This is a genomic window from Nonomuraea indica, from assembly GCF_002850745.1.
GTDB classification, from domain to species: domain Bacteria; phylum Actinomycetota; class Actinomycetes; order Streptosporangiales; family Streptosporangiaceae; genus Nonomuraea; species Nonomuraea indica.
Genome location: NZ_KZ559476.1, coordinates 263,647 through 282,228, shown reverse-complemented (window position 1 = coordinate 282,228; position 18,582 = coordinate 263,647). Strand labels below are relative to the sequence as shown.

General features: G+C 73.2%; 18 protein-coding genes. 10 read left to right on the top strand and 8 right to left on the bottom strand.

The window, feature by feature from the left end; all coding sequences use genetic code 11:
• Positions 1-44: 44 nt before the first annotated feature.
• Positions 45-278, bottom strand: coding sequence for a hypothetical protein (locus CXR44_RS26965; RefSeq protein ID WP_245899429.1), 234 nt, complete (start codon positions 276-278; stop codon positions 45-47).
• 175 nt (positions 279-453) lie between these two features.
• The gene (gabT, locus tag CXR44_RS26960) at positions 454-1,782 is read right to left on the bottom strand and encodes a 4-aminobutyrate--2-oxoglutarate transaminase (protein WP_101788899.1); all 1,329 of its coding nucleotides are present in this window, start codon (positions 1,780-1,782) and stop codon (positions 454-456) included.
• 94 nt (positions 1,783-1,876) lie between these two features.
• On the opposite strand from gabT, the gene CXR44_RS26955 reads away from it, so the two are divergent.
• Positions 1,877-3,466, top strand: a complete 1,590-nt coding sequence (locus CXR44_RS26955; protein ID WP_101788953.1) for a PucR family transcriptional regulator — start codon at positions 1,877-1,879, stop codon at positions 3,464-3,466.
• On the opposite strand, the gene CXR44_RS26950 is transcribed toward CXR44_RS26955, so the two are convergent.
• The gene (locus tag CXR44_RS26950) at positions 3,426-4,049 is read right to left on the bottom strand and encodes a TetR/AcrR family transcriptional regulator (protein ID WP_101788898.1); all 624 of its coding nucleotides are present in this window, start codon (positions 4,047-4,049) and stop codon (positions 3,426-3,428) included. The genes CXR44_RS26955 and CXR44_RS26950 overlap by 41 nt on opposite strands.
• A 243-nt stretch (positions 4,050-4,292) precedes the next feature.
• Between CXR44_RS26950 and CXR44_RS26945 the strand changes: the two genes are divergently transcribed.
• Positions 4,293-5,720: an aldehyde dehydrogenase family protein gene (locus CXR44_RS26945; RefSeq protein WP_101788897.1), complete on the top strand. Its 1,428-nt coding sequence runs from the start codon at positions 4,293-4,295 to the stop codon at positions 5,718-5,720.
• Here the strand turns inward: CXR44_RS26945 and CXR44_RS39035 are convergent.
• The gene (locus CXR44_RS39035) at positions 5,717-5,971 is read right to left on the bottom strand and encodes a hypothetical protein (protein WP_144070088.1); all 255 of its coding nucleotides are present in this window, start codon (positions 5,969-5,971) and stop codon (positions 5,717-5,719) included. The genes CXR44_RS26945 and CXR44_RS39035 overlap by 4 nt on opposite strands.
• A 423-nt stretch (positions 5,972-6,394) precedes the next feature.
• Between CXR44_RS39035 and CXR44_RS26940 the strand changes: the two genes are divergently transcribed.
• Both CXR44_RS26940 and CXR44_RS26935 read left to right on the top strand, forming a co-directional pair.
• Entirely contained in the window at positions 6,395-7,609 is a 1,215-nt protein-coding gene (locus CXR44_RS26940) for an amidohydrolase family protein (protein WP_101788896.1), read from the top strand.
• A complete protein-coding gene (locus tag CXR44_RS26935; RefSeq protein ID WP_101788895.1) occupies positions 7,606-8,157 on the top strand; it encodes a hypothetical protein in 552 nt (183 codons plus the stop codon). Before CXR44_RS26940 ends, CXR44_RS26935 begins: the two co-directional genes overlap by 4 nt.
• Positions 8,158-8,227: 70 nt before the next feature.
• On the opposite strand, the gene CXR44_RS26930 is transcribed toward CXR44_RS26935, so the two are convergent.
• Both CXR44_RS26930 and CXR44_RS26925 read right to left on the bottom strand, forming a co-directional pair.
• The gene (locus CXR44_RS26930) at positions 8,228-8,794 is read right to left on the bottom strand and encodes a hypothetical protein (protein ID WP_245899428.1); all 567 of its coding nucleotides are present in this window, start codon (positions 8,792-8,794) and stop codon (positions 8,228-8,230) included.
• Entirely contained in the window at positions 8,787-9,200 is a 414-nt protein-coding gene (locus CXR44_RS26925) for a hypothetical protein (protein WP_101788893.1), read from the bottom strand. Before CXR44_RS26925 ends, CXR44_RS26930 begins: the two co-directional genes overlap by 8 nt.
• Before the next feature lie 181 nt (positions 9,201-9,381).
• On the opposite strand from CXR44_RS26925, the gene CXR44_RS26920 reads away from it, so the two are divergent.
• Positions 9,382-10,758 carry a sensor histidine kinase gene (locus CXR44_RS26920; RefSeq protein ID WP_101788892.1) on the top strand — a complete coding sequence of 459 codons (1,377 nt, stop codon included), beginning with the start codon at positions 9,382-9,384 and terminating at the stop codon, positions 10,756-10,758.
• Positions 10,755-11,357 (top strand): response regulator transcription factor, encoded by a 603-nt coding sequence (locus CXR44_RS26915; RefSeq protein WP_101788891.1) that lies wholly within the window; start codon positions 10,755-10,757, stop codon positions 11,355-11,357. Before CXR44_RS26920 ends, CXR44_RS26915 begins: the two co-directional genes overlap by 4 nt.
• A gap of 51 nt (positions 11,358-11,408) precedes the next feature.
• Here CXR44_RS26915 and CXR44_RS26910 read toward each other — a convergent pair whose 3' ends face one another.
• Positions 11,409-12,611, bottom strand: coding sequence for a trypsin-like serine peptidase (locus CXR44_RS26910; RefSeq protein ID WP_245899427.1), 1,203 nt, complete (start codon positions 12,609-12,611; stop codon positions 11,409-11,411).
• Between the two features lie 56 nt (positions 12,612-12,667).
• Positions 12,668-13,843: a trypsin-like serine peptidase gene (locus CXR44_RS26905; protein ID WP_101788890.1), complete on the bottom strand. Its 1,176-nt coding sequence runs from the start codon at positions 13,841-13,843 to the stop codon at positions 12,668-12,670.
• Positions 13,844-14,038: 195 nt separating this feature from the next.
• Between CXR44_RS26905 and dxr the strand changes: the two genes are divergently transcribed.
• From dxr to CXR44_RS41195, 4 genes are all read left to right on the top strand, one after another.
• Entirely contained in the window at positions 14,039-15,229 is a 1,191-nt protein-coding gene (gene dxr, locus CXR44_RS26900) for a 1-deoxy-D-xylulose-5-phosphate reductoisomerase (RefSeq protein ID WP_101788889.1), read from the top strand.
• A gap of 41 nt (positions 15,230-15,270) precedes the next feature.
• On the top strand, positions 15,271-16,437 hold the full coding sequence (gene ispG / locus CXR44_RS26895) for a flavodoxin-dependent (E)-4-hydroxy-3-methylbut-2-enyl-diphosphate synthase (protein ID WP_101788888.1): 1,167 nt from the start codon (positions 15,271-15,273) through the stop codon (positions 16,435-16,437).
• Between the two features lie 101 nt (positions 16,438-16,538).
• Positions 16,539-18,164, top strand: coding sequence for an alpha/beta hydrolase (locus CXR44_RS26890; RefSeq protein ID WP_245899426.1), 1,626 nt, complete (start codon positions 16,539-16,541; stop codon positions 18,162-18,164).
• Positions 18,165-18,200: 36 nt separating this feature from the next.
• A partial coding sequence (locus CXR44_RS41195) for a DUF4081 domain-containing protein (protein WP_245899425.1) occupies positions 18,201-18,582 on the top strand: 382 nt, incomplete at its 3' end.

The following is an 18,582-nucleotide window of genomic DNA, read 5'->3' as shown; positions in this document are numbered from 1 at the left end:
GGGTGGCCTGGCCGGCTTCCGCTCCGTCCGCGCACGCCGGCGAGCTAGCGGCCGGGGAAGGCGACCACGGTCGCCAGTGAGGCCGGCATGAGGGCCTCGGCGCAGTCGGCGCAGGCCATCACGGCCGAGTCGTCGGGGAGGCGGCCCACGCGGACGCGTGGCCTGGGCCACCTCTTGTGGCAGACGACGCAGGCGTCGCCCTCACGCTGTGCCCAGCTGAGGTCATCAGGGTCGAACGTCACCATGTCCTGCGCCGTTCCTGTCGGGCCCCAGTTCATCACGCTCCCCGCGGTGATCGCGCACCCGTATACCGGATCCGTTATAACCCCGACCAGCCGCGTGATCGTCTAGCTGAGCGTCAAGCCAGGGTGAATTCTCTACCCGGTGGCAGCGGCGTACACCAACAAAAACGGGCATCCAGCTACAAGCTGGACGCCCGTTTCGTAAGGGTTTCTACAGTCCCGCGAACGCCTTTTCCAGGATGCCGAGCCCCTCCTCCAGGAGCTGCTCCGGGATGACCAGGGGCGGCAGGAAGCGCAGCACGTTGCCGTACGTGCCGGCGGTGAGCACCAGCAGGCCCTCGGCGTGGCAGCGCTTGACCACCTCGGCGACGGCGGCCGGGTTCGGCTCCTTGGTGCCGGGCCGGACCAGCTCGATCGCGATCATCGCGCCGCGCCCGCGTACGTCGCCGATCACGTCGAAACGCTCGCGCAGCGCCTCCAGCCGGGGGAGCATGATCTCGCCGATCCGGCGGGCGCGGGCGACCAGGTCCTCCTCCTCGATGGTCTCCAGTACGCCGAGCGCGGCCTCGCAGGCCAGCGGGTTGCCGCCGTACGTGCCGCCGAGACCGCCCGGGTGCACCTTGTCCATGAGCTCCGCCCGGCCGGTCACCGCGGCCAGCGGCAGGCCGCCCGCGATGCCCTTGGCGGTGCAGATGATGTCCGGCACCAGGCCCTCGTCCTCGCAGGCGAACAGGTCACCCGTGCGCGCGAACCCGGTCTGCACCTCGTCGGCCACGAACACGATGCCGTTCTCCCGGCAGAACTCGGCGATCCTCGGCAGGAACCCCTTGGCCGGCTCGATGAACCCGCCCTCGCCCGCGATCGGCTCGATCACCACGGCGGCCACGTTGCCCGCGCCGATCTGCTTGTCGATCATGTCGATGGCCTGGGCGGCGGCCTCGGCCGCGCAGTTCTCCGGCCCCGTCGGCCAGCGGAACGGGTAGGCCAGCGGCGCCCGGTAGACCTCGGGCGCGTACGGGCCGAACCCCTGCTTGTACGGCATGTTCTTGGCCGTCAGGGTCATGGTCAGCAGCGTCCGCCCGTGGTAGCCGTGGTCGAACACGACGACGGCCTGGCGACCGGTGGCGTACCTGGCGACCTTGACCGCGTTCTCCACCGCCTCCGCGCCGCTGTTCACCAGGAACGTGCGCTTGTCATGGTCGCCGGGGGTCAGCTCGTTGAGCTTCTCGCAGACGCGCACGTACGACTCGTACGGGGTGACCATGAAACACGTGTGGGTGAAGTCGGCGACCTGCCGCTGGACCCGCTCCACCACGCGAGGGGCGGCGTTGCCGACGTTGGTCACGGCGATGCCGGAGCCGAAGTCGATCAGCGTGTTGCCGTCGGCGTCCTCGATCACGCCGCCGCCGGCGCGGGTCACGAACACCGGCAGCGTGGTGCCGATGCCGTTCGGCACGGCGGCCTGCTTGCGGGCCAGCAGCTCCTGCGACTTGGGTCCGGGGATGGCGGTCGCGAGGCGACGCTCCTGCGGAATGCTCATACCTCCGACGGTACGGCCCCCCTTGAGCTGCGCTTATCTGTCGATATGGCAGACTGGGAGGGCTTGCTACGCCGGAATGGACAACTTCGAGGTCATGGCGCCTTCGCTGCGGGTCGTGGTGCGACGCACCGGGCTGCGGCCCATCACCGGGTCGCTCGATCGGGTGGTGCGCTGGGTGGCGGTCAGCGAGCTGGAGGATCCCACGCCGTTCCTTGAGGGGGACGAGCTGCTGCTGACCACCGGGATGCGGCTGGAAGGCGACCTTTCCGGATATGTCGCCCGGTTGGTGGCGCGGGGGGTGGCCGGGCTGGCCTTCGGCGTCGGTCTCACCCATGAGGACGTGCCGCCCGGCCTGGTCCGGGCCGCCTCGGCGGCCGGGCTGCCGCTGCTGGAGGTGCCGCGCGAGACGCCGTTCATCTCGATCAGCAAGGCGGTCAGCGAGCTGCTGGCGGCCGAGCAGTACGAGGAGATCACCCGGGCCTTCGCCGCCCAGGGGCGGCTCACCCGGGCGGCGCTGCGTCCCGAGGGCATGCACGCGGTGATCGACCGGCTGGCCAGGGAGATCGGCGGCTGGGCGGCGCTGCTGGACGAGAGCGGCGAGGTGCGGCACGCCACGCCGGGGGCCGAGGCCGACGCGGTGACCGCCGAGCTGGACCGCCTGCGCGCCGCCCGCCCCGCCGCCCCGCACGCGCCACCCGCTCCGTCCCCGACGCCAGGGCTGCCGTCGAGCCTGGCGATCTCCGGGCCGGGCCGGCACATCGTGGTGCAACCCCTGGGCGGCGGGCCGCGCCCGCGGGGATTCTTCGCCGTCGGGGCGGTGCGGCCGTTCTCGCCCGTCACCCAGACGGTCGTCAACGCCGCCGGATCCCTGCTGACCCTGGCACTGGAGCAGGGCGGCGCCCGGCTGGAGGCCGAGCGCCGGGTCAGGTCCGCCACGCTCGGGCTGCTGCTCGCCGGCGCGACCGGCCAGGCGCGTGAGGCGCTCGCCCCGCTCGGCGGCCGGCTGCCGGACGAGCCGCTGGTGGTGCTCGCGGCCACCGCCGAGGCGCTGGACGCCCTGGAGACGCGCGCGTTCACCGCCCGCCTCCCGGCCGCGCGGCAGGACGGGCCCCCGGCGGCTCCGGCCAGGGCGGACGTGCGGGGCGGTGGTGAGGTGGTGGCACTCGTCGCCGAAGAGGCCGCCGACGAGGTCGCGGCGCTGACCGGCGGGCCCGTCGGGATGAGCGCGCCGTGCGCGTACGAGGAACTGGGCGGCGGGCTGGAGCAGGCGCGGCGCGCGCTGGAGGCCGGGAGCGACGGGGTGGTCCGCTACACCGAGCTGGCCGGTCAGGGGCTGCTGCGGCTGCTCGACCCGGCTGCGGCGCGGGCGTTCTCGGCGGCGCTGCTCGCCCCCCTCGTCAGGTACGGGGCGCGCGCCGACCTGATGGAGTCGTTGCGCGCCTACCTGGGCGCCAACGGCCACTGGGACGCGGCCGCGCAGCGGCTCGGCGTGCACCGCCACACCCTGCGCTACCGGATGAAGCGCGTGTCGGAGCTGCTCGGCCGCGATCTGGACGATCCGGGGGTGCGTGCCGAGCTGTGGATCGCGCTGGCCGCCGCCTCGGCGCCGGGCCCCGAAGGGGACGCCGGGCAGCCGGCGACGGCTACTTCTTGGCCAGGTAGCAGCAGATCGTGGCTGTGGTGACCGCCTCGTAGGTGCGGCCGTCGCGCAGGTGGCCGGCCCGCTCGAGGCTGATCGCGCCCTGGGCCGCCGCCCACAGCGCGTCGGCGATCTTGCGGGGCTGGGTCGGGACCAGGTAGCCGGCGGAGATGCAGTCGGCGATCGCCCGGTCGAGGATGTTGAGCGCCGCGCGGGCCAGGGTCCTGGCGCGCTCGCTGGGCTCGAAGCCGGGGATGGCCCGCTCGAACATGAGGCTGTAGTAGCCGGGCTCCGACAGGCACGCCTGCCGGTAGGCGGGGCCGAGCGCGGTGAGGTAGTCGAAGGGGTCGCGGCGCTGCGGCACCGCCTCCAGGAAGCGCCTGAACCGCTCGAACCCCTCCAGGTAGAGGGCCTCGGCCAGCCCCTCCCGGTTGCCGAACATCGTGTAGATGACGGTGGTGGTGCAGCCTGCCTCGGAGGCGATCCGGCGGGTGGTGAGGCTTTCGGGCCCATCGGTCACCAGCAGGTTGACCGCGACGTCGAGCAAGCGGGATCGCAGCTCGTCGTGGCTGGCCCGTTCGCCCAGAAGATAGGCGCCCTGAAGCCCAAGCGGCGCCGAGGAGGTCATGGGCCCACGCCTTTCTGCCAGGGGGCCCGCCGCGCTGGAGACCCGCACCCGTTGACTTAGCCACGGCGGAGCTTCTTCAAACCGCTCCGCATGGTAAACATCCCGAATTAGGTCTACTTCTGTTACATCGTGGGTAAAGGTGAGGCCCGCGCATCTCTGACTTGTACGTGACGGCCAGCGTGGCAGGCGGTGTTGTGCAACATGGCACAGAGCGCCGATCGCGGGGTGGCATAACGTCGGGGTATGGACGTGCGTACCTTCTGGCTCGCAGGACGCCCCGCCACCGGGGACGCCGAGCACACCGTGACCAATCCCCACGACGGTCGCGAGGTCGGCCGGCACTCGGTGCCCACCGACGCGCAGGTGGAGGAGGCCGTGGCCGCCGCCGACGCGGTGGCCCGGCAGGCGGCCGCGCTCCCGGTGCACGTGCGCGCAGAGGCGCTGGCGCACGTCTCACGCCGGCTGGCGGAGCGGGCCGAGGAGTTCGCCCAGCTCATCACCGCCGAGAACGGCAAGCCGATCCTGTGGGCGCGGGGCGAGGTGGGTCGCGCCGTGGCGACGTTCCGCTTCGCGGCCGAGGAGACCCGCCGCTGGTCGGGCGAGGTGCAGCGGCTCGACACCGAGCCCGCCGCCGCCGGCCGGCTGGCCTACGTCTCGCGGGTGCCGTACGGGCCGGTCCTGGCGATCACGCCGTTCAACTTCCCGCTCAACCTGGTCGCCCACAAGGTGGCCCCGGCCATCGCGGTCGGCGCGCCCGTCGTCGTCAAGCCCGCCCCCGCCACGCCGCTGACCGCGCTGCTGCTCGGCGAGATCCTGGCCGAGACCGACCTTCCCGCCGGGATGTTCTCGGTGCTGCCGGTCGAGAACGAGCGCGCGAGCGGCCTGGTGCGCGATCCGCGGCTGCCCGTGGTGTCGTTCACCGGTTCGGCCCCGGTCGGCTACGCCATCGCCGACCAGGTGCCGCGCAAGCACGTCACGCTGGAGCTCGGCGGCAACGCCGCGGCGGTCGTGCTGGCCGACGCCGACCTCGACTGGGCGGCGAGCCGTGTCGCCCTCTACTCCAACTACCAGGCGGGCCAGAGCTGCATCGCGGTCCAGCGGGTGATCGTCGAGCAGCCGGTGTACGACGCGTTCGTCGAGCGGCTGCTCCCGGCCGTGGGCGCGCTCGTCACCGGCGACCCGGCCGACGAGAAGACGCAGGTCGGCCCCCTCGTGTCGGAGGCGGCCGCCGAGCGGGTCGAGCAGTGGATCGACGAGGCGGTGCGCGGCGGCGCCCGGCTGCTCGCCGGCGGCACCCGCGAGGGCGCCACCATCGCCCCCACGGTTCTCGCCGACGTCCCCGCCGACGCCAAGGTCGCCCGCGAGGAGGTCTTCGGCCCCGTCATGGTCCTGCAGCCGGCCGCGTCGATGGAGGAGGCGTACGAGATGGTCAACGACTCCGCGTACGGCCTGCAGGTCGGGGTGTTCACCCGCTCGCTGGACGCGGCCTTCCGGGCCAACCGGGAGCTGGAGGTCGGCGGTGTGATCGTCGGCGACGTGCCCTCGTACCGGGCCGACCAGATGCCCTACGGCGGCGTCAAGGACTCCGGCATCGGCCGCGAGGGCCTCGGCTCGGCCATGCGCGACCTCACCTACGAGAAGGTCATGGTGATGACGGGGCTGACGCTCTAGCCGCAATGCCGTTGAGTCAGGGGTGGCTGGCCGGCAGGTGGGAGGGTGCGGCGATCTCGATGCTCATGGTGGGAGCCGGCGCGACGGCCGCCGGCGGTGGTGAGGGTGATCGTCGAATCGATCGCCCTGACCGCCGAGTATGGACGGGTGGGAGCCGTTGGTGCGGCGGCGCAGGATCGACAGGCGCCGGTACCGGTGATCGCGCTGATCAGGATGCGGGCGGCGAAGTTCCGGTCGAGCAGCACCAGCATGCCCGCGTGCTCAGGCTGGACAGCGGAACGGGGTGCCCTCCCAGCTGATCCACAGGTCTCCAGCGTTGCTCATACCGATGGTGTGGCGTTCGAGGAACTGAGTGAACGCCAGTGCCCCCGCCCACCCAGGGCACCCTTGCCGCCCCTTACGGAACCGATGTATCCGTAATGTGGCGCCGTCGAGGTTGCGTGCGAAGGGAGGGGCGGTCCACAATAAGGAACCATGAGTTCCGATACTACGGTTTCCGTAAAGAGCATGGTGTGGCATGGGCGGGGGGTTCGGCGCCGGGTACGGACGGCGTGGCGGGTGCCACCGCTCCATGTGTTCGTCGCCGTAAGTTCCGGGGCGCTGACGAGTGCGGCCGTACTCGAGCCCTCGCCGCTCCTGCTCGGAGTGACCCCAGCCGCCATGCCGGCGGTCGCATGAGCGCCACGGTCATCCGGGACGTGCGGATCTTCGATGGTGAAGGAATCGTGCCGCGCGGGTCCGTGCTGGTGCGTGACGGGCTGATCGCCTGCGTCGGGCAGGTGGACGTGCCGGGCGACGCACAGGTCGTTGAAGGCGAGGGCCGAACGCTCCTTCCCGGGTTGATCGACGCCCACACGCATGCGTTTCCCGGAAAGCTGGAACAGGCGGTGCGGTTCGGAGTGACGACCGAGCTGGATATGTTCTCAGTGCCGTCCATCCTGCGTCAGGTACGGGCCGAGGCCGCCAAGCCGTACGCGGCGGACCTGCGCACCTCCGGGATAGGGGCTACGGCACCCGGCGGGCATCCCAGCCAGTTCATGGCAGAGGTCTTCGGGGCGTTCCCGACGCTGTCCTCGGCCGAAGACAGCGTGCCGTTCGTTCGCGACCGCGTCGCCGAGGGGGCCGACTACCTCAAGATCCTCATTGAGGACGGTTCGGCCATGGGGATGCCGCTGCCGTGCCTCGATGCCGCCACGGTCCAAGCGCTGGTCGAGGCGGCTCATGCCCAGGGGCTGCTGGCCGTGGCGCACGCCACCACCCAGGCGGGCGCCGAACTGGCCGTGGCGGCGGGGATCGACGGGCTGACGCACGTCTTCCTCGCCGACGGCGAGGTCGATCGGCTGGCGGCGCGGCTGGCGGAGGCGGGGGTGTTCGTGACGGCCACCCTCGCCCTGTTCGAGTCCCTGGACGATCAGGCTGGGGCGTCGCTGGCCGCGGACGAGCGCATCGGGGCACGCCTGTCGCCCGAGTTGCGCGCCGCTGTCGGCCATACCCCTCCCGGATTCTCATCAGTGCCGGGGCTCGCCGTTCACACGGCTGAGACGACGGCGGCGCTGCACAGGGCCGGGGTGGCCATACTGGCGGGCACCGACGCCAACGACGGCCCGCACGGTGCTTTTCCCGTCGTCCACGGCGCCAGCCTCCATCGGGAGCTGGAATGCCTGACAATGGCGGGGCTGACACCGGTCCAGGCGCTGGCGGCGGCTACGAGCGTGCCCGCGAAACGCTATGGACTCGATGACCGTGGGCGGATCGCCCCGGGTCTCCGGGCCGACCTCCTGCTGGTCGAGGGTGATCCGGCGCAGGACATCACCGCCACCCGATCGATTGCCGGAGTGTGGCGTCAGGGACGGTCAGTCCCCTGCGCAACCGCATGGGAGCTCACGTGACGACAGGCCATCTCACGCTCGCCCACCGCCTCATGCCGGCCCCGGACGTCGCCGAACGCCACTCGATTGTGATCAAGGCGTCCCGGGACCGGGTCTGGGACGCCGTCAGCAACATGAAGGCCACGGACATCCGTCTCGCCAAGCCGTTGTTCGCCGTGCGAGACCTGCTCTCTCGCGTGCGGAACGGACACCCCCAGCGCGACCTGCCCGACTTCACCCCCCTCGCCGAGGATCCCGGCCGCGAGGTGGTGCAGGGTGTGATAGGCCAGTGGTGGCGCCTGGGCCGGGCGGAGAACGTCGCCTCCGTCGACGGCCCTGACGCCTTCCGCGCCTTCGACCGGCCCGGCTACGCGAAAGCCACGTTCAGCTTTCTGCTGGAGGATGTGAGTGACGGGCGGATTCGGCTGGTCACCGAGACCCGAGTGCAAGCCACCAGTCCGGACGCGCGACGGGCGTTTCTGCGGTACTGGGTGGTGATACGGCTGGGAAGTGGATTCGTCCGCCGCGCCATGCTCGCCGCCATCCGCGCCCGCGCTCTCAGCTCCTGACACCGGAGATGAGGCGTCGCCGAAGGACGGGCGTGGCGGCGGAGCCGGCGCCCGGCCGCACCGAGGACGTTCATGGGAGCAGCACCAGTTGCGCGGCGATGAGGACGTCGAAGACGCCGCACCACTCCGCGTACGACCGCGACACGACCGCGTCCCTCCTGAGATGGACGAAGTCCCAGACACCGTGCAGCAACCAGGCGCCGGCCACCAGGTAGCGGCCCAGGTCCGGCTCCGCCGCCAGCGCGGTCAGCGCCAGCGCGCCGAACGCGAGCACACCCAGGGCCTGCGCCCGGAACGCCCCGGAGCGGCGCAGGTCACGGGAGACGGCGCCCCACACCAGGACGGCCAGCGCCACCCCGGCGAGCACTGCCGGCGTCGGGACCACGTCCAGCGTCCGCAGGCCCACGTAGAGGACGACGAAGGCGATCAGGGTCGGCCACGACGCCCCCCGGCGCCGGATCCCCGCCACGACGAGGTAGACCAGGGGCAGCAGCAGGGCGATCTCGGCGAGCGCGGTGATCTCCCCGTCGGAGGAGCTCCCGGCCAGCCTCGCCGCCGCCGTCCCCACGGCCAGGGCGGTCGGCCAGCGCCGCAGCACGGCGGTCCAGCCGGGACGACGCGGCACGACGTCAGACACGGGCGGGGCCTCCGTACTCGTCACGCCGGCGGAGCATCACCAGGAGCATGAGCGGCAGCATCACGACGTGCTCCAGGAGCAGCAGCGAGCCGGCCGGGATCACGCCCGTCCACAGCAGGGGGAACAGGACCAGGGCGGGGACGAACATGGAGGCGGTCATCTCCAGGGTCGGCGCCCAGCCGTGGCCCCGGTACCGCATCCAGACGATCATCCCGGCCGACATGTCGACGGCCATCTCCAGGGCGGCCGGCTCCGGCCCCACCGGGAACTCCAGGTCCGCGAGGGCCAGGCCACCGCGCACGGCGGCGCCGAGCACCGCCATGCCGACGAACATCGCCGCGACCATCTCCAGGTAGTGGCGGGCGAACGGCCCCCAGCCGCGCCCGTGTGCCGCTGTCGCTCTCATGTCGCGCTCCTTCGAGGTGTACGAGGTGGGGGTATCCGACCACCAGAGTGCGGCAGGGCGGGACGGGCCAGTAGTGCCGCAACAGCACGTCCAGGCGTGGGGTTGTCACAAGATCGCATGACATTTGTCATCAGGGCCCGCGATACCCCCTCCGGCCCCGCGAACAGGGGAGAATGGCCGCGTGCGTGACGGGCCGGGCGGACGAGGGGCGGGGCTGGGCGGCTTCCGCCGATACACGTGGTGGAGCCTCACGGGAAGCATCACGGTCTCCCTGGTGCTCTTCGTCCGGGCATGGGCCCTGGACGACACGACGCCGCCGTGGGTGACGGCCGCCGGCGGCCTGGCGCTGGCCGTGCTGGTCGTGGCCGTCGCCGTGCTCCTCGCCCGCAGGCTCCGGCGCCCGCCCGTCGCCGCCGTGCCCGGCGACGGGGCCGCCGCGGATGAGGCGCCTGCGGGTCTGGACGACGGTGCCGTCGGCGCCGGTCAGGCGTCCGTGGGCGAGGATCACGGTGTCGTCGGCGCCCATGAGGCGTCTGCGGGTCAGGAGCACGGCGGGGCGGCGGCAGCGGGCTTCGCCTCCGGCCGTCCTCCGGCCGCCTGGCTGGTGGCGGGCGGGCTGGCCGCCGCCGTGCTCGGCGCGGTCCCGCTCGTGGTGCGCGACGACGGGCTGTGGTCGGTGGCCCCGGCGGTGATGGTGTCGATCACGGCGACGTTCCTGAGGCCGGCGCACCGGCGTACCCTGATCGCCGCCGCGATCGTCGCCGCGGCGACGATCGGCGGTGCCGCGGCCCTCATATCGGGGCGGGAGGGCTGGCTCGCCGCAGCGGCCTTCCCGGCCGGCATGGTCGCGTCCGTCGCCTGGATGGCGCTGAGCATGCTGTGGGCCTGGGACGTCGCCGACCGGCTGGACCGGGCCCGTCACCTGGCAGCCGAGCTGGCGGTCAAGGACGAGCGGCTGCGGTTCGCCGCCGACCTGCACGACATCCAGGGGCACCACCTGCAGGTGATCGCGCTCAAGAGCGAGCTGGCGGCGCGGCTGGCCGAGGCCGACCCGTCCCGGGCCGCCGCCGAGATGCGTGAGGTGCGACGCCTGGCGGCCGACGCGCTCCGCGACACCCGCGCCGTGGTGCAGGGGTACCGGCGCACGACCCTGGAGGACGAGATGGCCAACGCCGCGAAGGTGCTCGCGGCCGCCGGCATCGACACGGCCGTGGACCGTGACGGGGCCGCCGGCGCGCGCCCGCTGCCGGAGCCCGCCCGCCACGTGCTGGGCCTGGTGATGCGCGAGGCCACCACCAACGTGCTGCGCCACAGCCAGGCCCGCCGGGCGCGCATCGTCTACGGCGTCGAGGACGGCCGCGCCCGCCTGCTGATCGGCAACGACGGCGCCGCCGACCCGCCCCGGCCCGGCACGGGCACCGGGCTGCGTACCCTGGCCGAGCGGCTGCGAGGGGTGGGCGGCACGCTCGACTGGTGGCACGACGGTGACCGGTTCGAGGTGGCCGCGTCGCTGCCGGCCGCCCCGCCCGCGCGCCCGGCCGAGGCGGGGGCGCCGTGATCCGGCTGCTGATCGCCGACGACGAGGACCTCATCAGGGGAGCCCTGGCGGCTCTGCTCACGCTGGAGGACGACCTGGACGTCGTCGCCGAGGCGGCCACCACCACGGACGCGGTCCGGCTGGCGCGCGAGCTGCGGCCCGACATCGCCGTGCTCGACCTGGAGATGCCGCCCGCCGACGGGCTGAGCGCCGCGCGGGAGATCCGCGCCACCCTGCCCACCAGGATCGTCCTCGTCACCCGGCACGCCCGGCCCGGCGTGCTCCGCCGCGCCCTCGCCGCCGGGGTCAGCGGCTTCGTGCCCAAGACCACCCCCGCCACCCGGCTGGCCGAGATCATCCGCGACGTCGCCGCCGGCCGGCGGTACGTCGACCCCGACATCGCGGCCTCCGCGCTGGCCGAGGACGACTGCCCGCTGACCGAACGGGAACTCGAGGTGTTGCGCGCCTCCCGCACGGGCGCCTCGATCAACGAGATCGCGGCCCAGGTCCACCTCGCTCCCGGCACGGTGCGCAACTACCTGTCGGCCGCCATGGCCAAGCTCGGGGCCGGCTCCCGCCACGCCGCCGCGCACCGTGCCTGGGAGGAGGGCTGGATCTGACGCCCGCCCACCCGCCTGCCGCTGCCGTGCGGGCCGCTGTGGGGGAGCGGATCAGGCGCGTTCGGCGGTCGTGAAGAGGGTCCGCACGGCGTCGCCGAAGTAGGGGCCGTACATCGTGCGGTGGTCGTCGCTGTACTTGAAGCTGCTGAGGGACGTCAGCGTGCCCCTGCCGGTGCCGTGGTCGAAGCCGGACAGCCAGGGGCCGCCGCTGGAGCCGGCCGTCATGTCGCAGCCGAGGCCCTGGTCGCGGGTCTCGCCGTGGGGGTCGTCGCGCAGCCGTCCGGCGCAGTAGACCAGATGCTCGCCGTTGTACGGCGGGTCGGCCGGGTAGCCGAAGCCGAGGGCGTGGCCGCCGCGCGGGCGGTTGAAGGCGATCTCCTGGGCGCCCACCACGTCGGCGACGTGCCTGCCCGAGGAGGTGGCGAGGACCACCATGCCCACGTCGTAGCTGTCGTCGGCCGAGCGGGACCAGGGCCCGGCGACGAACATGCGGCGCGCCGGGTACCTCCCGTAAGGGTGGCCGCCACCGTCGCGGTATCCGGGCACGAACGTCCAGTTGTCGGCCCACCGGCCGGTGCCGTCCTTGACGCAGTGGCCCGCCGTGACGACCACGTCGCGGTTGGCGCTCCTGACCGTGCTGGCCGAGCAGACGAAGTCGGCCCCGTTCATCGTCATGAAGACGCGGCCGGTGGTCCTGGTCACCGCGCCGCCGGCCGACCAGCGCGCGCCGTACGTCGTCTGGTGCGGCCGGGCGAGGCGGTGCCGCGCGGAGGCCGGGCCGCGGCCGGGCGAGGCGAGGCGGTCCGCCGGACCCGCGCGGCCGGGCGCGGCGGTCACGTCCGTCCGGCCGGTGAGACCGCCGAGCAGCCCGCCCCTGGCGAACGGAGCCTGGAAGCCGGCGGGAGCCTCCGCCGAGGACCGCGTCAGCGGGCCGGCCAGGCGCCCGGCCACGGAGCCGGCCAGGTCGAGCGGCAGCGCCGCGGCCATCCGCCGCGGCGTCCAGTAGCCGAGCACCCGCCGCTGGTCGGCCGGGCCGCGGGCGGCCACGTGCTCGACGACGTCCGGCCGCCGTGCCGCCGCCTGGTCGGCCCGCGCCGCCCGGGGCCCGGAGTCGCGCGCTCCGGGCGGATGGTGGCCCGGGTGGACGGCGGCGGAAGAGGCGGGTCGCTGCGGGGGAGTCGCGCCGACGAGGGCGGGGCCCATCAGCCCCGCGACGAGCGGAACGGCCGCCAGCAGAGGGGAGCTCAGCGTCATGGCACCCGAGTGTGCACTACAACGTGTGCCCTTGTGACTACTTTCGGTAAAACGCCTCAGAGTGCGTTGGTGCGCTGCGCGGCCTGGTAGACGGCCTGCGCCTCGTCGCCGAAGAACGGGCCGAACATGAAGTCCGGGGCGAAGTTGTACTTGAAGCTGTTGACGGAGTTGAGCCAGCCGAGCCCGGTCGACTCGTCGAAGTTGCGGAACCACGGGCCGCCGCTCGACCCGCCCGTCATGGCGCAGCGCAGCCCGAGGTCCCGGGTCATGACCGTGTCGTCGAACGAGCGCCCGCTGCAGTAGATGAGCCGCGAGCCGTTGAACGGCGCGGCCGCCGGATAGCCGAAGGAGTACATCTGCTGCCGCCTGGCCTGGTTGAAGGCCACCCCCTGCCCGCCCACGACGTCGGTCAGCGTCCGGCCGTCGAGCGGCGCCACCACGGCGGCGGCGACGTCGAAGTTGATGTCCTCCCGGGCGTTCCACTGCTGGGTGGTCAGCAGCCTGGTGGCCACCCAGGTGCCGAAGGGCCGCCGGCCGTTGTCGAAGCCCGGCACGAACACCCAGTTGCGGTGGGCGGCGCCGTTCAGCTTCACGCAGTGTCCCGCGGTCATCACGACGCTCTCGTTGGCGCTGGTGACGGCCGTGCCCGAACAGGAGGAGTTGCGGCCGTTCGCGGTGGTGAAGAAGACGCGCCCCACGGTGCGCACGACGGCGCCGCCGTCGGTCCATCGCAGGCCGGGGCTGTTGGGCACCTGGGCCTGCTGGGCGACCTGCCGGACGCCGGCGGGCGCGGTGCCGCCCACGGACCAGGGCGCGCTCCGGCCGCCGCCCGCCGACGAGCCGCGGATCGTGTACGGGACGCGCCCGCCGGTGTCGCCGCTCCCCGTGCCGGTCCAGGTGCCGCTGCCCGTGCCGCCCCAGGTGCCGGAGCCGCCGCGGGCGCCGGTCGAGGCGCCGCGGGTCGCCCACGGGCTGCCCTGGGTGGGCGAGTCCGGGGAGGCGCGGCGCGGCGCCGGCGACGAGAGGGGCTCGGCCGCCAGCATGCGCTGCGCCGTCCAGTACTGCGAGACGGTGCGGCGTTCCGACCAGGAGTCGGTGGTGGACCAGCGGACCGGCCCGGGGTCCAGGCCGGTCGCCGAGGTGCCGGCGCGGGCGGCCGCCGCGGACGCGGGGATCAGCGCGCCCGCCGCGGTGAGCGCGACGGCGGAGAGCAGGGCGACTCTGCGGTGCATTGCGTACCTCCCGAAACCGGAATCTGCCGTTGGGAGGTACGTGCGGCGGTATCCGTTCTGCTCAAGCTATGCACAACCGGATATGGCGCATCACGGGATGAACCGGCAGTGATACGGTGCGTCACAAAACGCGCCTGTTCCGGGAACCTCGTGGCCGCGTGCCCGGCTGCGCCGGCGAGCGGGGACAATGGACGGGTGCATGCAGAGTCCCTCCGCTCCGTCGTCGTGCTGGGCTCCACCGGCTCGGTCGGCACCCAGGCCCTCGACGTCCTCACCGCCAACCCCGGCCGGTTCCGGGTCGCGGGGCTGGCGGCCGGCGGCGGCAAGGTCGAGCTGCTCGCCAGGCAGGCCGCCGAGGTCGGGGCCGAGGTCGTGGCCGTCGCCGACGAGACGGCGGTGCCGGCGCTGAAGGACGCGCTCGCCGCGCTCGGGGCCGCGCCCCTGGTGCTCGCCGGGCCGGCGGGGGTGGCCGAGGTGGCCGCGTGGCAGTGCGACACCGTGCTCAACGGCATCACCGGCGCGCTCGGCCTGACCTCCACGCTCGTCGCGCTGGAGGCCGGCCGGACGCTGGCGCTGGCCAACAAGGAGTCCCTGATCATCGGCGGGCCGCTGGTCAAGCGGCTGGCCAAGCCGGGCCAGATCCTCCCCGTCGACTCCGAGCACTCCGCCGTCCAGCAGTGCCTGTGGGCCGCCGGGCCCGACGGCCACGACCCCGACGCCGTCAGACGGCTCGTCATCACGGCCAGCGGCGGCCCGTTCCGTGGCCGGAGCCGCGCCGAGCTGACGCGGGTGACGCCCGAGATGGCACTGGCCCACCCCACCTGGTCGATGGGCCCCATGATCACTGTCAACTCCGCGACCCTGGTCAACAAGGGGCTGGAGGTGATCGAGGCGCACCTGCTGTTCGACCTCGGATTCGACCGCATCGACGTGGTGGTCCACCCGCAGTCGATCATCCACTCCATGGTCGAGTTCGTCGACGGCTCCACCATCGCCCAGGCCAGCCCGCCCGACATGCGGCTGCCGATCGCGCTGGCCCTGGGCCACCCCGGCCGGCTCGCCGGCGCCGCCCCGGCCGTCGACTGGACCAGGGCCCACACCTGGACCTTCGAGCCGCTTGACGACACCGCGTTCCCCGCCGTCGCCCTGGCCAGGCACGTCGGCGAGGCGGGCGGCACCGCGCCGGCCGTCTACAACGCCGCCAACGAGGCGTGCCTGGAGGCGTTCCTCCGCGGCGAGCTGCCGTTCCTCGCCATCGTCGACACCGTCGCGCAGGTGGTGGAGGAGCACGAGGTCACTCCCGCCGGTTCGGTCGAGGAGGTGCTGACCGCCGACGGCTGGGCCCGCGCCCGCGCGGCGGAGCTGGCGGCGCGGCAGTCCCGCTGACTTCCTAGACTGGACACCGTCTTCGACATCTAAGAGGAGCAATGTCTTCTGTAGCACTCGGCATCCCGACGGTCCGCCCCAAGCCGCTGGCCGAACGACGGCACTCGCGGCAGATCAGGGTGGGCAACGTGCTCGTGGGTGGCGACGCGCCCGTCTCCGTCCAGTCGATGACCACCACGGTCACCGCCGACGTCAACTCCACCCTGCAGCAGATCGCCGAGCTGACGGCATCCGGCTGCCAGATCGTACGCGTGGCCGTGCCGTCCCAGGACGACGCCGACGCGCTGCCGATCATCGCCAAGAAGTCGCAGATCCCGGTGATCGCCGACATCCACTTCCAGCCGAAGTACGTCTTCGCCGCGATCGAGGCGGGCTGCGCGGCGGTGCGGGTCAACCCGGGCAACATCAAGAAGTTCGACGACAAGGTGGGTGAGATCGCCAAGGCCGCGGCCGAGCACGGCGTGCCCATCCGCATCGGCGTCAACGCCGGCTCGCTCGACCCGCGGCTGCTGCAGAAGTACGGCAAGGCCACGCCCGAGGCGCTGGTCGAGTCGGCGCTGTGGGAGTGCTCGCTGTTCGAGGAGCACGGTTTCCGCGACATCAAGATCTCGGTCAAGCACAACGACCCGGTCGTGATGATCAACGCCTACCGGCTGCTCGCCGCCCGGTGCGACTACCCGCTCCACCTGGGTGTGACCGAGGCGGGGCCGGCCTTCCAGGGCACGATCAAGTCGGCCGTGGCGTTCGGCGCGCTGCTGGCCGAGGGCATCGGCGACACGATCAGGGTGTCGCTGTCGGCGCCTCCGGTGGAGGAGGTCAAGGTCGGCACGCAGATCCTCGAGTCGCTGGGGCTGCGCGAGCGCGGGCTGGAGATCGTCTCGTGCCCGTCGTGCGGCCGGGCGCAGGTCGACGTCTACACCCTCGCCGAGCAGGTGCAGGCCGGTCTTGAGGGGCTCAAGGTGCCGCTGCGGGTCGCGGTCATGGGCTGCGTGGTCAACGGCCCCGGCGAGGCGCGCGAGGCCGACCTGGGCGTCGCCTCCGGCAACGGCAAGGGCCAAATCTTCGTCAAGGGCGAGGTCGTCAAGACGGTGCCCGAGTCGCAGATCGTCGAGACCCTCATCGAGGAGGCCCTGAGGATCGCCGAGGAGATGGGCGTCGAGGTCGACCTCGACGACGACGCTCCCGGCCCCCAGGTCACCGTGGGCTGAGCCGCCGTCTCGTTACGTTCAGCCATCGAGTCATTACAGGATGGCAAGCATTTTCCCATACCCATCGTGACCGGCCGGTCACCCGGGCAGCATCACTGGTCATGAGACGGGTGAAGCGGGGCGTGCGGATGGTCGCCGCCGTGGCGGTGCTGGCCGGCGGTGTGGTGAGCGTGGAGGGCAGTGCCGCCTGGCCGGCCGCGGCGGTGCCGGCCAGGCAGGTGCAGGGCCTGGACTGGGGGGCGTGCCCCACGACGGGCAAGGAGGCGGCCACCGCGCTGCAGGCGGGGGCCGCGGCCACGGAGTGTGCGACGTTGCGGGTGCCGCTCGACCACGCCGACCCGGCGGGCCACGCGATCACCCTGGCCGTCAACCGGATCAGGGCCACCAAGCCGCGTGGCGGCGGCCACCTCGGCACGCTGCTGGTCAACCCGGGCGGCCCCGGCGCGTCCGGGCGCTCGCTGGCCGAGCACGTCGCCAGGACCCTGCCCCGCAAGGTCGCCGAGCGCTACGACGTGGTCGGGTTCGACCCGCGCGGCGTGGGCCTGAGCCGGCCGGCCATGCGCTGCGTCGACCCGGAGGTCTACTACGCCCCGCCCCGCCCCGACGCGGTGCCGCGCGCCGCCGGCGACGAGCGGGTGCTGCTGGACCGGGCCGCCGCCTACGCCGAGCGATGCGGCAGCCTGTGGTCGTGGCTGCTGCCGCACATGACGACCGAGGCCATCGCCCGTGACCTCGACGTGCTCCGCGCGGCCCTCGGCGAGGAGCGGATCAGCTACCTCGGCTACTCCTACGGCACCTACATCGGGGCCGTCTACGCCACGCTCTTCCCGCACCGGGTCAACCGCCTGGTCATGGACAGCGCCGTGGACCCGGGCGGCGTCTGGTACCAGGCCAACCTGGCGCAGAACCTCGCCTTCGACCGCAGGCACCGCGACTTCCTGGCCTGGACCGCCCGCAACAACCAGGCCTACCGGCTCGGCACCGACGCCCGGCAGACCACGTTCGCCTGGTACGCCATGCGCTCGCGGCTGCGCGAGAGGCCGGCCGGCGGGGTGGTCGGCCCGAGCGAGCTGGACGACATGTTCACCGTCGGCGGCTACTCCGACCGGGTCTGGCCGGAACTCGCCGGGGCCTGGTCCGCCTACGTGCGCCGCGGCGACGCGCGGCCCCTGCTCGCCGCCTACGAGCGCCATGGCAAGCAGGACGCCGAGGACGAGAACGGCTACGCCGTCTACCTGAGCGTGCAGTGCACCGACGCCGCCTGGCCGCGCGACTGGACGACCTGGCGGACCGACATGGCCCGTCAGCACCGCCGCGCCCCGTTCATGACCTGGCCGAACGCCTGGTACAACGCGCCGTGCGCGTTCTGGCCGGCCCACGCGGGCACGCCCGTCGAGGTCAAGGGCTCGCCCGACCTGCCGCCGGTCCTCATGCTGCAGTCACGCGGCGACGCCGCCACGCCGTACGAGGGGGCGCTGGGCATGCGCGAGCGCTTCCCGACCGCCCGGATGGTGGTGGACGAGGGCGGCAACCACGGCGTGTCGCTGGCCGGCAACGCCTGCGTCGACCGGCACCTGGCCGCCTACCTCGCCGACGGCACGGTGCCGGCGCGCGGCGCCACGTGCGCGGCCGTACCGGAGCCCAGGCCGGCCGCCCGGCTGGCCACCGGCCGGGGCGCGGGCAAGGCCAAGGGTCACGATCGGCGCACCGAGCCGCGTCGGGGATGAGCCAATTGGCAGGGTGTCGCGTAGTCTGACCATGTGATGCTGCGTACATCGGCGTCGCGTGTGCTCGACGACAGCGACCGGGACGAGGCTCTGGCCCTGCTCGACCGGGATCCGGTCGCCAACGTCTTCGTCTCCTCCCGCGTGCGCACGGTCGGCCTCAACCCGGCGCGTCTGGGAGGGCAGATGTGGGGGTTCGGGCCGCGCGGCGGGCTCGTCTCGCTCTGTTACGCCGGCGCCAACCTGGTGCCGGTCAACGCCGGCCCTGAGGCCGTGCACGCCTTCGCCGACCGTGCCCGCAAGCAGGGGCGCCGGTGCTCGTCGATCGTCGGGCCCGTCGAGGCGGTGTCGCCGCTGTGGGAGCGGCTGGAGCCGCACTGGGGGCGGGCCCGGGCCATCCGGTGGGAGCAGCCGGTCATGG